This is a genomic window from Gordonia sp. DT101 (assembly GCF_049844895.1).
Taxonomy (GTDB): domain Bacteria; phylum Actinomycetota; class Actinomycetes; order Mycobacteriales; family Mycobacteriaceae; genus Gordonia.
On sequence record NZ_JBNCLX010000006.1, the window covers coordinates 73,693 to 90,604 of the forward strand.

Sequence of the window (16,912 nt, forward strand, 5' to 3'; positions counted from 1 at the left end):
CCGGTGAACTTCCCGGTCCGCCACGAGGCGGTCGTCGAGGTCGGCTGACCCGACCGCGAGGCCTATCGGCGACGCGAACGGGCGACCGCGGCCCGCACGATGGACCGCAACTTGCCCAGCCGGGCGCCGATCTCGCGTTCGTATCCGTGATCGGTCGGCTGGTAGTAGTCGACCCCGACCAACTCATCGGGCGCGTACTGCTGGGCGACCACCCCGTCCGGGTCGTCGTGCGGGTATCGATAGCCGATGCCGCTGCCCAGGCCCTTGGCGCCGGCATAGTGGCCGTCCCGTAGATGTGCGGGCACCGCCCCCGACTTCCCGGCCTCCACATCGGCGATCGCAGCACCGATCGCGGAGACCACTCCCCCGGATTTCGGCGCGGTCGCCAGATGGATGGTGGCCTGCGTGAGGGCCAGCTTCGCCTCCGGCATACCGACCAATGCCACCACCTGCGCGGCGGCCACGGCCGTCTGCAGGGCGGTCGGATCGGCCATGCCGATGTCCTCGCTGGCATGGATCATCAGCCGACGGGCGATGAATCGCGGGTCCTCGCCCGCGACGATCATCCGAGCCAGGTAATGCAACGCGGCATCGACATCGGAGCCGCGGATGGACTTGATGAATGCGCTGGTCACGTCGTAGTGCTGATCACCGTCGCGGTCATAGCGCACCGCGGCGCGGTCGATCGCCGCCTCCACCTCGGTGACGTCGAGGACGGGCCGGTGACCGTCGCCCCCCGCCGAGTCCTCGTCGTCGCCGCGCAGCGCCGCGTCCGCGCTGGCCTCCAGTCCGGTGAGGGCGCGACGCGCGTCCCCACCGGCCACCGCCACGAGATGGTCGATCGCCTCGTCGCTGACCTCGACGCGCCCGTCCAGCCCGCGCGGGTCGGCCACGGCCCGGCGCAGTACCTCGCGGATGTCGTCGTCGGAGAGGGAACGCAGCTGCAGCACCAGTGACCGGGACAGCAACGGCGCGACCACCGAGAACGACGGGTTCTCCGTGGTCGCGGCCACCAGCAGCACGATGCGGTTCTCCACCGCGTCCAGCAACGCGTCCTGTTGCGTCTTGGAGAACCGATGGACCTCGTCGATGAACAGCACGGTCTGCTGTCCCTCGATCAGCCGCCGCCGGGCGACGTCGATGACGGCGCGCACCTCCTTGACGCCCGCCGACAGGGCCGAGAGCGCCTCGAACCGCCCGCCCGTGGCGCGGGAGATCAGGGCGGCCATCGTCGTCTTACCGGTGCCGGGCGGGCCGTAGAGCATCACCGATGCCGCGCCGGAACCGTTGATGAGGCGTCGCAACGGCGACCCGGCACCCAGCAGATGCTGCTGGCCGACGATCTCGTCGAGCGATTCCGGACGCATCCGCACCGCCAGGGGGGCGTGCGCGCCGGGAGGTGACGCGAGGCCGCCCGAGCCGGGACCCGGGGCGGCCGTCGGTGTGTCGAACAGCCCTTCCACGGCGCGCCGTCAGGTGAGCCAGGTGCGCTGCAGCGCGGCACCGAGCCGGGACGCGAACTCGGCGATCTCCGCTTCACCGGCCCGAACCGCCGCAGCCGACAGATCCGCCCAGCGCGCGACGACGACGCGGGGGTCGTTGGTGTGCAGCGCCCAGTCGTGGGTCTGGCCTGCGTGGGCCGAACGTGGCTCCGCGACCGATGCGGCGCCGTCGTCGGGCAGCATCCACACGGTCGACAGCCACGTCCACAACAACCGGGCGGTGGTGATCTTGCGGGTCGCCTCACCGTCGTGACCGAGCCCCGGCCAGATGGGATAGACCTCGGATCGCCACGCGTCGACCATCGCGATCTCGAGGTCGGCGCGGTGATCGACGTTGACGTGCGACAACTGCGCACCGAAGGTGACCAGGGCATACGCGATGTCGAGAGTGGCGTCGCGGAAGCCGCCCCACTCGTAGTCCATGAACTGCACGCCCTCGTCGTTGAGCACGATGTTCTCCGCACCGACGTCCGACGGGCTGAAGGCCCGGTGCTCACCGTCGGCGAACAGCCCGCAGGCGATCGTCAGTCGCTTCGCGACGTCATCCGGCAGCTCGACACCCAGGCGCTCGGTCAACCCCGGGGCGTCCTCGACCGCCCGCGCGGCGGCCTCGCCGAGGACGTCGACGTCGTCGGTGCCGTTCGCCCCGCGTCGCAGGATGGCCAGGAAGTCGATCTCACCGCCGACCGTCGCCGTGTGCATCCGGCCGAGGGCCTGGCCCCAGGCACTGACCGCGTGCGACGTCTCGACGACGTCGGTACCGGACAACAGCGAGGTCAGCGAGCGTCCGTGTCCGAGGTCGGTGAGGACGAGTACCCGCATGTCGGGGTCGGATGCGATGAGCTGTGGTCCCGGTCGGGATTCGGTGGGCAGCGCGGTGGCGTATTTGTACGAGGCGAGTTCGCGATGGAAGGCACGGGGGTCCTCGTCGGCAGGCAGTGCCTTGATCACCAGGGTGCGATCCATCGACAGAGGATTGACCGCCACCCTGGCCCGCACCACGACGGTACGGCCACTACCCCCGAGGTCTTCGGGGTCTGCGAGGGTGACGGGGGAACCGGCCCGATGCGAGAGAACCGCCTCGGCCGCGCGCACCACACCGGCGATGCGACTCTCAGTGATTACCGTCATGTCACCCACCAACCTACCCAATCGCCGATCACGGCGTCACGACTCTTCATCCATCTGCAATGCATTTGCCACTGGTAAACCACGCCCACCTCGGCAGATGTCAGATCCCGTCTCGCACAACAAGGGTCAGGTCGAGGTCCAGCCCGACGCCGGTGGGTGTCATCCGTTCGGGTGACCCGACCCGAATGGGCCGGTGACGCTAGTCCGCGTTCGTTCCCGACGACCCCTCGGTGATCTCGGACACATCGCCGGGACCGATCGGGCTGACGTCCACCGACACATCGATCCGGCTCTTCTTCGACTCGGTGTAGATGACCCCGCGCAGCGGCGGGACGTCGTCGTAGTCGCGACCCCACGCCACCGTGACGTGTCGTTCGTCGACGAGCTTGTCGTTGGTCGGGTCGAAGGCCAGCCAACGGTCACCGGGCAGCCACACGGCCGCCCATGCGTGGCTCGCGTCGGCGCCGAAGATCCGTTCCCGACCAGGCGGCGGATCGGTGGCCAGATAGCCCGACTCATAGCGCGCGGCGAGCCCGACCGAGCGCAGACAGGCGATCGCGACGCGGGCGAAGTCCTGACAGACACCCATGCGCCGTTCCAGGACGGTGTCCACGCGGGTGCTGATCGCCGTCGATCCCGACTTGTAGGTGAACTCCCGGAAGATCCGCGAGGTCAGGTCGGTGACGGCCTCGATCAGCGGGCGGCCGGGCCGGAAAACCTCCGCCGCGTAGTAGGCCACCGCGGGGGTGATCTCGGGGGGCCGGAGATCGAGGACGAACTCGACCGCACCGGCACCCGCGGTACCGACCGCCGACGGACGGGCCTGTTCCCACGGACCGAGTGCCGCCGGCGAGAGGAGCAGCCCCGCGTCGGGTGGATCGACCTCGACGACCGAGGTCGAGGTGACGACCAGCTCGTCGTGATTGGACCGGACGTGGAAGTACGAATCACCGTTGCCGTAGACATCCACCCCTGTGGACCAGTCGTCGGGCTCGGGCTCGATGGTCACCCCCGCTGACAACACCCGCTGATGCGGCAGCTCGCGAGGGGTGAGGTAGCAGCGGCCGTACGACGACGAGACCACGTCGTCGTAGGTGTAGGACGTGCGATGCATCACCCGGTAGCGACGCCGGTGATCGGCGATCATCGCGGCCGGTTCCGTATCCGGTTCCGGTGCGCTGGTCATGCGCCGTCACCTCCCCCGCCCCAGATCGGCTGCGCCTGCCGCGGCAAGGCGAACCGGGTGCTGGTCAGGACGTCGGAGAGGTCTCGTGCTCCGGCGCCCAGCGCGGTCATCAACTCACCGAGCTGTGCGCGGCGGCCCGCCGCGTCGACGGCAGCGAGATCTTCCGGATCGGACCGACGCAGTTCGGCGATCAGCTCCTCGACGATCCGCTCGGAGCTCGCGGAACGCAGTTCGTCGGGCAGCGCGGACAGGTCGTCGTGCATCCGCGTCAGCTGGTAGATCATCGCCCGGGGGTTGGTCTCGTCGAAGAACAGCAGACCACCGACGGCGTCGAATTGGTAGAGCCCGCGATTGCGCCTGCGGTAGATCACCGACGACTCGTTGGCGACCAGGAAGGACTCCAGCAACGCCTGCTCGACCTCGCGGTCCTGCGCCACGACGAACAGTGCCGCGGTGAGGTCGGCGAGGGTGATGGTCCGTTCGATGCGCCGGCCGATGTCCATGAACAACCAGCCGGGATCGTGCACCATCGAGTCGGCCTGCAGACCGGCGAGCGCGAGCACCCCGTGCAGCACCTCGTCGTGGGCGTGGCCGAGATCGGAACCCAGGTCCAGGGTCGAGTCACCGGCGGCGGAGCCGGGACCTGCTGAGGCGCGGGCGCCGCGGACCTGCGTGCCGAGCTGGTCGATCGCGCGTTCGACCGGTGCCAGCACCATCCACGTACTCGTCGACATCTGATCACGGACCGCCCGTGCCGTCGCGGCGAGTCGATCGGCGGAGTGGGCGATGGTCCCGGCCACGGATCGCGCGATGGTGAGATCCGTGATCTTCGCGATGGCCTCATTGACCCGCTGAGGCTCGATCGGCCGGTCGTCGTGTTCCGCGGCGAGGTCGGCGGTACCGAGGTAGAGGGCGGTGCCGGTCACCCGCGCGACCGCATGAAGCACCAACGGCACCGCAGCCGATCCACTCATCCACGGGCGGTACTGCACCTCCTGATACCGCTCCCGAGCCACCTTCGCCAGGCGCGTCGTCGACTCCGTACGTTCGCCGTAGCGCCCGAACCAGAAGAGGTCGGCAAGGACGCGGGGACTCGCGGCCGCGGCGACGTCGTAGTAGGCCGCGGTGCGCGGAGTCCGGCCGGGACGCGGCGTCGCCACCAGCTCCTCGGTGGCCGCCGACCGGGTACCCGATTTCCGCGAGACGTGACCGCCGACGTCGGCGCTGGTCACCCAGACGTCCTTGGCCGACACGGTCCGCTGGGCCGCACCGGCAACACCGTCGGCGAGCACCATCCCCAGTCCGCCCGGCATCACCGCGTAGGTCGGCCCCTGCGCCACGCTGAACGCACGGACCCCGACCTGGGCGGCGCGGAGCACCCCCCGACGATCCGAGGTGGTCCGCCCGGGCGTCATCGTCGGCGCGATCGAGACGGGTCGCAGCGTCCGGGCCACCCACTGCCACGGGTGTGCCTCGATCCGGGCGACGAGATCGGCACGCCGCGCGGTATCGAGCATCGGGCCGATCACCTCTTCGTCGGTGGCGAAGTTCGACAGCACCAGTTCGCCGAGATCGGCGCGGATCTTGGTGCGCTGCAGATCGTCGCCCGCCCACAACGTCGACACCGACGGCAGCGCGAGATCCTCGTCGAGCAGGACCGGTGCGAGCTTGTCCAACACCGTGTGCAGCGCGGGGTTCTCGAGCACGCCGCTGCCGAGGGTGTTCACGACCGTGACGGTGCCGCGCGAGATGGCCTCCACCAGGCCGGCGACCCCGAGCCGGGAGTCGGTGCGCAGGTCGAGCGGGTCCGCATAACCGGCGTCGATCCGCCGCAGCAGGACGTCGACCCGCTTGTACTTGCCCAGCGACCGCATGTAGACGGCGCCGTCGCGCACCGTCAGGTCGTCTCCCTCGACCAGGGGGAACCCCAGCACCGACGCCAGATACGCCTGGTCGAAAGCTGTTTCCGACATGCTCCCGGGACTCAGCACCGCGACCGTCGGATCGTCGACGCCCGGTGGGGCGTAGTCGAAGAGGGCCAGCCGCAGAGTGCCGGCGAAGGTCGCGATGGATCTCGGCGCGATGGTTTGGAACAGCTGCGGAAAGGTCCGCGAGAGCAGTCTGCGGTCGACCATCGCGAAACCGATGCCCGACGGCGCCTGCGTGCGGTCGGCGTACACCTCGAACCTGCCGTCGGAGGTCCGACCGAGATCCAGGGCATGCAGGAACAACGCGTGCGGTCCGGCGACCTCCAGCCGTGCCGCCTTCCGGATGTAGCCGGGATGCCCGAACACCATCTCCGGCGGGACGAGGCCACGGCGGATCGTCTTCTGATCGCGGTAGATGTCCCGCAGGAGCTGATCGAGCAGCATCGACCGCTGGATGACGGCCTTCTCCAGTTCCGCCCACTCCACCCCGTCGACGACGAGCGGAACGGGGTCGACCTGCCAGTCCCGTGCGACGGTATCGGCGCCGTCGAACTCGTTGTAGATGACGCCTTCGTCGCTGACCGCGGTGGCCAGGCGCGCCGCGGCACCCCGCAGGCGTTCATCGCCACGCGCCGCGTACCCGGACACCAGTTCCGTCCAGGCCTGCCTGGTCCCGCCGCTGCTGTCGAGCATCTCGTCGTACGGCGCCGGCGCTGCTGTGCCGTGGGACAACCCCTCGACATCGAACAGTGCAGAGCCCTCGGGCCGGTACCCGTCGAAGACCCCGGGCAGTCGGTTCCCGCCCGGGCTGCCCGACGAAACGATCACCGAAGAACTGTACGTGCCCGGCGCAGATCCAGGATCGCCGGCACCCCGGTATCGGTGGCCTGCCGGGCCTGCCGCTCCCGGAGGAGCCCGATGTCGACCGAGCCGCTGGTGTGACCGCTGGCCTCGAAGCGTCCGTTGCGCCGCGATTCCGCCTCGACCGCGTTCACCGGGGGCCGGTCATATGACCGGCCGCCCGGATGGACGACGTGGTAGGTCGCACCGCCCACCGACCGGCCGGCGACCGTGTCGATCAGGTCGAACGTGAGCGGGGTGTCGATGGTGATCGACGGATGCAGCGCGCTCGGCGGCTGCCAGGCCCGGAACCGGATCCCCGCGACCCGCTCACCGGTGCGGCCGGTGGGACTCAACGGAATGGGGAAACCGTTGCACGTCAACAGGAAACGGTCATCCTCACCGCCCTGGACCCGCACCTGCACACGTTCGATCGACGAGTCGACGTACCGCGCTGTCCCGGTGCCGGTCGACTCCTCGCCGAGGGTGTTCCACGGCTCGATCGCGCCGCGGAGCTCGACCTCGTGGTCGCGGATCGAGACCGTACCGAGCCGGGGGAACCGGAACTCGGTGAACGGGTCGAGCCATGCCGTGTCGAACGGATAGCCTGCCTCCCGGAGGTCCTTGGCGACGGCTGCGATGTCACCGATGATGTAGTGCGGCAGAAGATATTTGCCGTGCAGATCCGCACCGTGCCGGATGAGCCTTCCGCGATGCGGGTGCTCCCAGAACCACGACACCAGCGACCGCACCAGCAGTGACTGCACCATCGCCATCCGGTGGTGCGGCGGCATCTCGAACGCCCGGAGTTCGAGCAGACCGAGACGTCCCCGAGCCGAGTCGGGACTGTAGAGCTTGTCGATGCAGAACTCGGAGCGATGGGTGTTGCCGGTGATGTCGGTCAGCAGGTGCCGCAGAGCACGGTCGGTGACCCACGGATTCGGTGGGGCGTCGACACCACCGGCACCGTCTCCCTTCACACCCAGCCGGTCGATCTCGGAGAACGCGATCTCCAGTTCGTACAGAGCCGACTCGCGGCCTTCGTCCACGCGCGGTGCCTGCGACGTGGTCCCGATGAACCGCCCGGAGAAGAGATACGACAGCGACGGGTGCCGCTGCCAGTAGGTCAGCATCGACACCAGCAGATCCGGACGGCGCAGCATCGGTGAGTCGGCCGGGGTCGTACCGCCGAGCGTGATGTGGTTGCCGCCGCCGGTACCCCCGTGACTGCCGTCGAGGTCGAAGGTCTCGGTACCGAGCCGGGTGTGCCGCGCGTGATCGTAGAGGTCGTCGAGCAACTCGGATTGTTCGACGAAACCGGCGGTCGGCTGGATGTTCACCTCGATCACACCGGGATCTGGTGTGACGGTGAGCGTGGTGAGCCGGGCATCCGAGGGCGGCCCATAGCCTTCGATCACCACCGGGGTCGAAATGGCCGTCGCCGCGTCCTCGACGAACTCGATGATCGCCAGGAACTCCTCCAGCGCGGCCAGTGGTGGCATGAAGACGGCGAGCACGCCGCCACGGACCTCGGCGACCACAGCGGATCGCGGCACGAAGGCCGCCGGATCGACGTCACGGACGATGAGCCCGAGGGTGTCGGCCGGGTCCGCGGGCAACACGCCCGCCCGGACGGACGGATCGACCTCGAACATGGTCGGGGCCGGCCCCCACGACAGGGAGTTCAGCGGCAGCCGCAGGCCCGCGGGCGACGTACCCGGGGTCAGCACCAGACGGCCACGGCGCGTGGTCCACCGGGCGCTCTGCCACGCCGTCTCGTCCTCGGAACGACTGAGCGGCAGGACGAAAGCGGTCGGGTCGGTGATCGCGCCGTCCAGACGCTCCAGCAGGGCCCGGCGGGTGTCACTCGAATCCGCCGGCGGCGTGAGATCGGTCTCGTTGTCGGCCTCGGCTGCCGCGGCCGCCAGCACGGCACCGCGCGCCGTCAGCACGGTCGGGTCCGCACCGGGATCACCGGGTGGTAACGCCGCCAGCTCGCCCATCCGGACCAGGGGATCCTCGTAGGCGGGCATCACCTGTGTGGTCGGCAGCCCGATCGCCTTGGCCACCGCGGTCAACAGCGTCTCGGCCTTCGACGAGTCGGTGGCGCCGTTCGTCGCACGTTCGCTCGCACCGGTGCTCTCCACCTCGATGCTCGCCGTGGCCTGTTCCTGCGTCGCCCACGGATCGGCGAGGAGTTCCGGGCGACGCCAGATCGGCAGGCCGTCGGTCCGCCACATCAGTGCGATCTGCCAGCGCGGCAACGGTTCACCCGGGTACCACTTACCCTGGCTGCGCTGCACCAGGCCGGCAGGCGCGTAGGTCCCGCGCAGCCGCTCGGCGAGCCGCGACGCCAGCAGGCGTTTATGCGGACCATCGGCGGCGGTGGTCCACTCCGGGTCGGTCTGGTTGTCGATCGAGACGAAGGTCGGTTCACCACCCATCGTGAGTCGGACGTCGTTGTGGGCCATCCTGGCGTCGACGGCAGCGCCGAGATCGACCACCCGATCCCATTGTTCGGGGGTGTACGGCAACGTCACCCGCGGGTCCTCGTGGTATCGGGTCACCGTGTTCGCGAAGTCCAGCGTGGCGTGGCAGGGTCCGGTCGCGCCGGTGATCGGTGCGGCGCCACCGGGGCTCGGCGTCGCGGCGAGCGGGATGTGTCCCTCGCCGGCGAACAGACCGGATGTCGGGTCCATGCCCACCCACCCGGCGCCGGGCAGATAGACCTCGGTCCAGGCATGCAGATCCGTGAAGTCGGCGTCCGGCCCGGAGGGTCCGTCGATCGACTTCACGTCCGACGTCAACTGCACCAGATACCCGGAGACGAACCGCGCGGCCAGCCCCAGTTCCCGCAACAACGCGACGAGCAGCCAGGCGGAGTCGCGGCAGGACCCGATCCCACTGGACAACGTGTACTCGGGAGTCTGCACGCCCGACTCCAGACGGACGGTGTAGCCGACCGCGTCGCGCACCGCCTGGTTCAATCCGACCAGGAAGTCGATGATCCGGACCTTGCCGGCGGGGCGATGGTCGGCGGCGAACTCCACCACGGACGGATGGACCGACGCGCCGGCGAACTCACCCGCGGTCACCCCGACCGAACGGAGGAAGATCTCCAGGTCGGTGCGGAGATCGTCGGGATAGGAGAAACCGAAGTCCTCCGCCCAGTCCTCGATGAAGAAGTCGAACGGGTTGACCGCGGTCAGGTCCGCGACCAGGCTCACCGAGATCGAGAGCATCTTGGCCGGCTCCGAGAACACCAGCCGCGCCATGTAGTTGCTGAAGGCATCCTGCTGCCAGTTCAGGAAGTGTTCGGCCGGTTCGACTTTCAGTGAGTACGCCTCGATCGGCGTACGTGAGTGCGGAGCCGGTCGCAGACGGACCACATGCGGGAAGATCTTGACCGGGCGATCGAATGCGTAACTCGTGCGATGCTCGAGGGCCACCTTAATCGTCATGGTGTGAAATCACATCACACATGCCGACCCGCTGCCGGATATGCGGGCAGCGTCACGCCCGGACGGCCATGCCGCCCATGGATTCCGGGCGAGCCGCCGCCCGGGTTCAGGCGCCGCTGGGATCAGGCGCCGCTGGGATCAGGCGCCGCCGACGCCTGCTTCCGCCGCCGCACCGTCTCCGTCGGCCTCCGCCTGCTTCCGGATCACCGGCTTGGCGTCGATCCCCGATTCCTTGCGCTGCTGAGGTGTGATCGCAGCCGGTGCGTCGGTGAGCGGATCGACTCCGCCACCCGACTTCGGGAACGCGATCACCTCTCGGATCGAGTTCTCCCCCGCCAGCAGCGCGGTGATCCGATCCCAGCCGAAGGCGATCCCGCCGTGCGGTGGCGCACCGTAGGCGAAGGCGTCGAGCAGGAAGCCGAACTTCTCCTGAGCCTCGTCGTGGCCGATGCCCATGATCTCGAACACGCGCTCCTGCACGTCGCGCCGGTGGATACGGATCGACCCGCCGCCGATCTCGTTGCCGTTGCAGACGATGTCGTATGCGTAGGCCAGCGCCGACCCCGGATCGGTCTCCAGCACGTCCAGCGACTCCGGCTTGGGCGCGGTGAACGCGTGGTGCACCGCGGTCCAGGCGCCCGAACCGACGGCGACGTCACCACTCGCGGTCGCGTCGTCGGCCGGCTCGAACAGCGGCGCGTCGACGACCCAGGTGAACGCCCAGTCCCCCTGCTTGATCAAGCCCAGACGATCGGCGATCTCACCGCGGGCGGCACCCAGCAGCGCGCGCTGCGCCTTGGCCGGACCGGCGGCGAAGAAGACACAGTCACCCGGATTCGCACCGACGTGGGCGACGAGTCCGGCGCGCTCGGCGTCGGAGAGATTCTTGGCGACCGGTCCGCCGAGTTCCCCGTCCTCACCCACGAGCACGTAGGCCAGCCCCTTCGCCCCACGCTGCTTGGCCCACTCCTGCCACGCGTCGAGCTGGCGTCGGGGCTGCGACGCCCCACCCGGCATCACGACCGCACCCACATAGGGCGCCTGGAACACCCGGAACGGGGTGTCGGCGAAATAGTCGGTGCATTCGACCAGTTCGAGCCCGAACCGGAGATCCGGCTTGTCGGTCCCGTACCGCCGCATCGAGTCGGCGTAGGTGATTCGCGGGATCGGGGTGGTGATCTCCACACCGATCAATTTCCACAGAGCCGTCAGCACCTCCTCGGCGAGCGCGATCACGTCGTCCTGATCGACAAAGCTCATCTCGAGGTCGAGCTGAGTGAACTCCGGCTGCCGGTCGGCACGGAAATCCTCGTCGCGGTAACAGCGCGCGATCTGGTAGTAGCGCTCCATCCCGGCGACCATCAGCAGCTGTTTGAACAGCTGGGGGCTCTGCGGCAGGGCATAGAAGGTGCCCGGCTGCAGGCGCGCCGGGACCAGGAAGTCGCGGGCGCCCTCCGGGGTCGAGCGCGTCAGCGTCGGCGTCTCGATCTCGACGAAGTCATGGTCGGCGAGCACGCCGCGGGCCGCCGCGTTCACCTGCGAACGCAATCGCAGCGCGCGGGCAGGCCCCTCGCGACGCAGGTCGAGGTACCGGTAGTGCAGACGGGCCTCTTCGCCGGGGGCCTCGTCGAGCTGGAATGGCAGCGGTGCCGACGCGTTCAGCACCTCGAGGCCGACCGCGTTGATCTCGATCTCGCCCGACGACAGGTTCGGGTTCTCGCTACCGGCGGGCCGTTCCTCGACGACGCCGGTGACGGCCACGCAGAACTCGGCGCGGAGTCGGTGGGCCGCCTCGGCGACGGCCTCGTCACGGAAGACGACCTGGACCAGTCCGGAGCTGTCGCGCAGATCGATGAAGACCACGCCTCCGTGATCGCGACGACGGGCGACCCAACCGGCGACGGTGACGGTCTGCGAGGCGTCGGCGCGGCGAAGCGAACCGGCGAGATGCGTGCGGAGCACTCAGTGTCCTTCCCAAGCGGATACGTGGTGAATCTGCGCCAATCCTACTTTCGTGACCTCGGCCGACCTGCACCCGGCCATCCCGGCCTCCCACGGGGGATCGGCACCGTCGACACGAACCCGGCATCGGGTCCGATCAGGTCACCACCGGCGCGTCGGCGAATAAGCTCGACCGTGCCGATCTCCGACTCACACCGGCTGTGGGCGTGGGACGGTGCGGAGGCGGGCAAGGAGCGACATGGTTTTTCAGGGCGACGGTCCACTCGACACGAGCGGCGTCTCCGGCGGCGGAGGTGGCGGGGTCGGTCGTATCGCTCTCGGCGGAGGCGCCGGGCTGATCATCACGCTGGTCGCGTTGTTCTTCGGCATCGACCCCGGCTCGATCACCGGGGGCTCCGGCCTCGGCAATGAAACCGTCAGCAGCCAGAACGCCTCCGAGCTCGACGACCACATCCAGTCCTGCACCATCGAGAAGGCCAACACCGACGCCATCTGCCGCATCGTGGCGACCACCAACAGCCTCAACACGGTGTGGTCGGCAGAAATGCGCGGCTATACCCCACCCAAGACCAGGATCTTCACCGGTTCGACGAGCACCGGGTGCGGCGCGGCCACGTCGGCAACCGGCCCGTTCTACTGCCCCGCCGACCAGACGGTGTACATCGACCCGTCGTTCTTCGCCCAGCTCGAGCAGATGGGCGGCAGCGACGGACCTCTCGCACAGGAGTACGTGGTCGCCCACGAGTACGGCCATCACGTCCAGAACCTGACCGGCGCGCTGCAGAAGGGCAATCGGATGGGCTCGCAGGGCCCGTTGTCGGGTTCCGTGCGCGTCGAACTGCAGGCCGACTGCCTCGCCGGCGTGTGGGCCTATCACGCCGACAAGGGACCGGACGCGATGCTCGAACCGCTCACCCAGCAACAGATCGCCGGCGTCATCCAGACCGCGAAGGCGATCGGCGACGACACCATCCAGGGCGCGAACTCGAACCCCGAGGGCTGGACCCACGGCTCGGCCCAGCAGCGCTCGCGCTGGTTCACGATCGGTTACCGGTCCGGCGACCCCCGTCACTGCGACACGTTCGCGACCAACGATCTGTGAGCGCCCAGGCATCCGGCGCCGAGCGCCTCCCGACCCCTGTCGACCGTCTGGCCGAGGCCCACCTCGCCGACCAGGCCCGGCTCGACCCGCTCTTCGCGACCGAGATCGGTATCGACGGACACGATCACCTCCTGACCGACTTCTCCCCCGACGCCTGTGCGGCCCGCGCCGCCCAGGCACGCAGCACGATGCACGCGTTGGCCGATGCACCCGTGACCGACGACGTCGACCGGGTCACCGTGGCGACCATGACGGCATCGTTGCGCCGGGAGATCACCCTGGCGGACGCCGGTGAACGTGTCGGCGAGTGCAACGTGATCGCGTCGCCACTGCAGGCGATCCGCGACGTCTTCGACCTGATGCCGACGGACTCGCCGGAATCGCGGGAGATCTTCGTCGCACGATTGCAGGCGGTCCCCGGATGCGTCGACACCGTGATCGACGGTATGCGCCACCGCATCGAACACGGCCCGCCTGCGACACGACGACAGGTGGGACTCGTCGCCGACCAGGCCCAGGGCGCGGCCGCCGCCATCGGAGCCGACACCGCGGCCCTCGCCGACGACCCGGCTCTCGCCGGTCCGCTCCGAACGGCTCTCGACGACGCCGCCGCGGCGTTTGCGACCCTGGCAGCGGTTCTCCGCAGCGAGGTGATGGCCGCCGCGACATCCGCCGATGCCGTCGGGCGCGAACGGTATCTGCGGTTCCTGCCCGCCCATCTCGGTGCCGACGTCGACCCCGACGAGGCCTACGCGTGGGGACTGGACCATCTCGCCGCCATCGTCGACGAGCAATCCGCCATCGCCCGCGGTCTCGTTCCGAGTGGTGACGTACGCGAGGCGCTGGCACATCTGGACACCTTCCCGCAGTACGCCATCCACGACCGTCACGCGTTCGTCCGGTGGATGCAGGACCTCTCGGACCGGGCCGTCGAGGGACTGGCCGGCACGCATTTCAACATCCCCGCCCGGCTCACCCGCCTCGAGTGCCGTCTCGCCCCGTCGTCGACGGGGATCATCTACTACACCCAGCCGAGCGCGGATCTGTCACGCCCGGGCCGGATGTGGTGGTCGGTACCGCCGGAGCAGACCGTCTTTCACACCTGGCAGGAGACGACGACGGTCTTCCACGAGGGCGTGCCCGGCCATCACCTGCAGCTCGGTTCGGCCGTCGTCGGCGATCTCAATACGTGGCGCAAACTGGCCTCATTCACGTCGGGTCACGGTGAGGGGTGGGCGCTCTACGCCGAGCGCCTGATGGGCGAACTCGGCTGGCTCGACGACCCCGGCGATCGGATGGGCATGCTCGACTCGCAACGACTGCGGGCCGCCCGCGTCATCGTCGACATCGGTGTGCACTGCGGGCTACCCGCGCCCGCCGGCCTCGGCGGCGGCACCTGGGACGCCGACAAGGCGTGGCGGTTCCTCACCGACTCGGTCGCGATGGACCGTGCGGTGTTGCGGTTCGAACTCAACCGCTACCTCGGCTGGCCCGGTCAGGCGCCGTCGTACGCACTCGGACAACGGGTGTGGGAGCAGACCCGCGCCGCGGCGCGATCCGCCCACCCGGACTGGACCCTGAGAGACTTCCACGGGGCTGCCCTCGCGCTGGGCGGTGTGTCGCTCGATGTGCTGGCCGACGAACTCACCCGCATCTGACCCGCCCTCTGCCGCGCCGCCGGTTCGCTCGCCGGATGCGATCAGCGCAGGAGGCGCAGCACCTCGCCGGTGATGTCGTCGAGTGAGACCTGGTGCTGCTCGCCATTGCTCAGATCCTTGACCTCGATCCGGCGTTCGGCGAGCTCACGGTCGCCCAGCACGAGCGCGAGACGGGCGCCGGAACGGTCCGCGGCCTTCATCGCGCCCTTCAGACCGCGATCGCCATAGGCCAGGTCGACACTGATCCCGGCGGCGCGCAGTTGCCCGGCGACACCGACCAGTTCGGCTTTGGCGTCACCACCGAGCGGTACGCCGTACACCTGACAGCGGGCGGTGTCGGCATGGGCGACACCCTCCGCTTCCATCGCCAGCATGGTGCGGTCGACGCCGAGACCGAATCCGATACCGGACAGGTCCTGCTTGGCGCCGAGCAGTGACATCAGCCCGTCGTACCGACCACCGCCGCCGATCCCCGACTGCGCGCCGAGTCCGTCGTGGACGAACTCGAAGGTGGTCTTGGTGTAGTAGTCGAGTCCGCGCACCAGCCGCGGATTCGGTTCGTACTGGACGCCGAGCCGTTTGAGGTGTGTCAGCACGGCATCGAAATGTGCGCGCGCATCATCGGAGAGATGGTCGATGAGCAGCGGTGCGTCCGCGGTGGCCGCCTTGATCTCGGGGCGCTTGTCGTCGAGCACCCGCAGTGGGTTGAGTTCGGCGCGTTTGCGCGTCGCCTCGTCGAGATCGAGCCCGAACAGGAACTGCTGCAAGGCTTCCCGATACGGCCCTCGGCTCGCGTCGTCGCCGAGTGAGGTGACCTCGAGGCGGAAGCCGGAGAGACCGAGACGCCGGTACCCCTCGTCGGCGACGGCGATGACCTCGGCGTCGAGAGCCGGGTCGTCGACGCCGATGGCCTCGATGCCCACCTGTTGCAACTGCCGGTAGCGGCCGGCCTGCGGCTTCTCGTACCGGAAGAACGGACCGGCATAGCAGAGCTTGACCGGCAGCTGACCCCGGTCCAGTCCGTGCTGGATGACCGCCCGGACCACCCCCGCGGTCCCCTCGGGTCGCAGGGTCACCGAACGGTCGCCACGATCGGCGAAGGTGTACATCTCCTTGCTGACGACGTCGGTGGATTCACCGACGCCGCGGGCGAAGAGCGCGGTGTCCTCGAAGACGGGCAGCTCGATGTGGCCGTAACCCGCGCGGCGCGCCGCATCGGTCAGGGTGTCCCGGACCAGCCGGAAATCCGCCGAGTTCGGCGGGAAATAGTCGGGGATGCCCCGCGGCGCGGCGAAGTCGGCGCTCACAGTCCGTATCGTCCCTTCTTCACTGTGCCCGAGATGTCGGCCAGGAACGGATTGCCCGCCCGCTCCGCACCGATCGAGGTCTGCGGTCCGTGGCCCGGCAGCACCTGGGTCTGGTCGGGCAACGGGAGGAGTCTGGCCGCAATCGAGTCGAGCAACTGCTGATGATCACCACCGGGCAGATCGGTCCGCCCGATGGACCCGGCAAACAGTACGTCACCCGAGAAGCACACCGGCACCACCTCCGGCAACGCCTCGCCCTGATGGTCGGGCTCCGCGTCGACGGGGACCTCGATGCCGAGCAGCACCGACCCCTGCGTGTGTCCGGGTGCGAGGTCGACCGAGATCCGGATTCCGGCCAGATCGACATCCTCACCATCGACGAAATCGACGACCTTCTCCGGTTCACGGAATTCGAGGGTGCCGATCACCGATTCGAGGGCCCGTCCCAGGCCGCGGCCCGGGTCGGCCAGCATCGGGCGGTCGGCCGGATGGATGTAGGCCGGGATGGAGTACTCGTCGCACAGCTCGGCCGCATTCCAGGTGTGGTCGAGGTGGCCGTGGGTGAGCAGCACGGCAACGGGCGTCAGGTCGTGTTCGGCCAGCAGTTCACGTACCCGCACGGCGGCGTCCTGCCCGGGGTCGACGATCACTGCCTCCGAGCCCGCCTCGGTGGCGAGCAGGTAGCAGTTGGTCTGGAACATCCCCGCTGCGAATCCGGTGATCAGCATCCGTCCATTGTGACAAACGGCCCGTCCAGGGTGTGCGGCCCGCCCGTACGGTCGCGCGCCCCGGCCATGGATCTCTCAGGTTCGGCTGGCACACTGGCCTGTCGACG

General features: G+C 69.1%; 10 protein-coding genes. 2 read left to right on the forward strand and 8 right to left on the reverse strand.

The features are described from left to right. Window positions 1–62: 62 nt before the first annotated feature. The 6 genes from ACLQ3I_RS19670 to aspS form a co-directional block, all read right to left on the reverse strand. The gene (locus ACLQ3I_RS19670) at window positions 63–1,463 is read right to left on the reverse strand and encodes a replication-associated recombination protein A (RefSeq protein WP_425793908.1); all 1,401 of its coding nucleotides are present in this window, start codon (window positions 1,461–1,463) and stop codon (window positions 63–65) included. Between the two features lie 9 nt (window positions 1,464–1,472). Then, window positions 1,473–2,633, reverse strand: a complete 1,161-nt coding sequence (locus ACLQ3I_RS19675; protein ID WP_425804132.1) for a hypothetical protein — start codon at window positions 2,631–2,633, stop codon at window positions 1,473–1,475. Window positions 2,634–2,832: 199 nt separating this feature from the next. After that, window positions 2,833–3,819, reverse strand: coding sequence for a transglutaminase family protein (locus ACLQ3I_RS19680; protein WP_425793906.1), 987 nt, complete (start codon window positions 3,817–3,819; stop codon window positions 2,833–2,835). Beyond that, complete coding sequence (locus ACLQ3I_RS19685) at window positions 3,816–6,575, reverse strand: circularly permuted type 2 ATP-grasp protein (RefSeq protein ID WP_425804134.1); 2,760 nt, start codon at window positions 6,573–6,575, stop codon at window positions 3,816–3,818. The genes ACLQ3I_RS19680 and ACLQ3I_RS19685 overlap by 4 nt, the downstream gene beginning before the upstream one ends. Further along, entirely contained in the window at window positions 6,572–10,048 is a 3,477-nt protein-coding gene (locus tag ACLQ3I_RS19690; protein WP_425804137.1) for a DUF2126 domain-containing protein, read from the reverse strand. The genes ACLQ3I_RS19685 and ACLQ3I_RS19690 overlap by 4 nt, the downstream gene beginning before the upstream one ends. Window positions 10,049–10,186: 138 nt before the next feature. Further along, the gene (gene aspS, locus ACLQ3I_RS19695; protein WP_425793901.1) at window positions 10,187–12,010 is read right to left on the reverse strand and encodes an aspartate--tRNA ligase; all 1,824 of its coding nucleotides are present in this window, start codon (window positions 12,008–12,010) and stop codon (window positions 10,187–10,189) included. A 238-nt stretch (window positions 12,011–12,248) separates the two neighbouring features. Here aspS and ypfJ point away from each other — a divergent pair, with 238 nt between their 5' ends. Continuing rightward, a complete protein-coding gene (ypfJ, locus tag ACLQ3I_RS19700; RefSeq protein WP_425804139.1) occupies window positions 12,249–13,112 on the forward strand; it encodes a KPN_02809 family neutral zinc metallopeptidase in 864 nt (287 codons plus the stop codon). Further along, window positions 13,109–14,770 carry a DUF885 domain-containing protein gene (locus ACLQ3I_RS19705; protein WP_425804141.1) on the forward strand — a complete coding sequence of 554 codons (1,662 nt, stop codon included), beginning with the start codon at window positions 13,109–13,111 and terminating at the stop codon, window positions 14,768–14,770. The genes ypfJ and ACLQ3I_RS19705 overlap by 4 nt, the downstream gene beginning before the upstream one ends. A gap of 41 nt (window positions 14,771–14,811) precedes the next feature. Here ACLQ3I_RS19705 and hisS read toward each other — a convergent pair whose 3' ends face one another. After that, window positions 14,812–16,077, reverse strand: a complete 1,266-nt coding sequence (hisS, locus tag ACLQ3I_RS19710) for a histidine--tRNA ligase (protein ID WP_425804143.1) — start codon at window positions 16,075–16,077, stop codon at window positions 14,812–14,814. Beyond that, a complete protein-coding gene (locus tag ACLQ3I_RS19715) occupies window positions 16,074–16,805 on the reverse strand; it encodes an MBL fold metallo-hydrolase (protein ID WP_425793895.1) in 732 nt (243 codons plus the stop codon). The genes hisS and ACLQ3I_RS19715 overlap by 4 nt, the downstream gene beginning before the upstream one ends. Window positions 16,806–16,912: the final 107 nt, after the last annotated feature.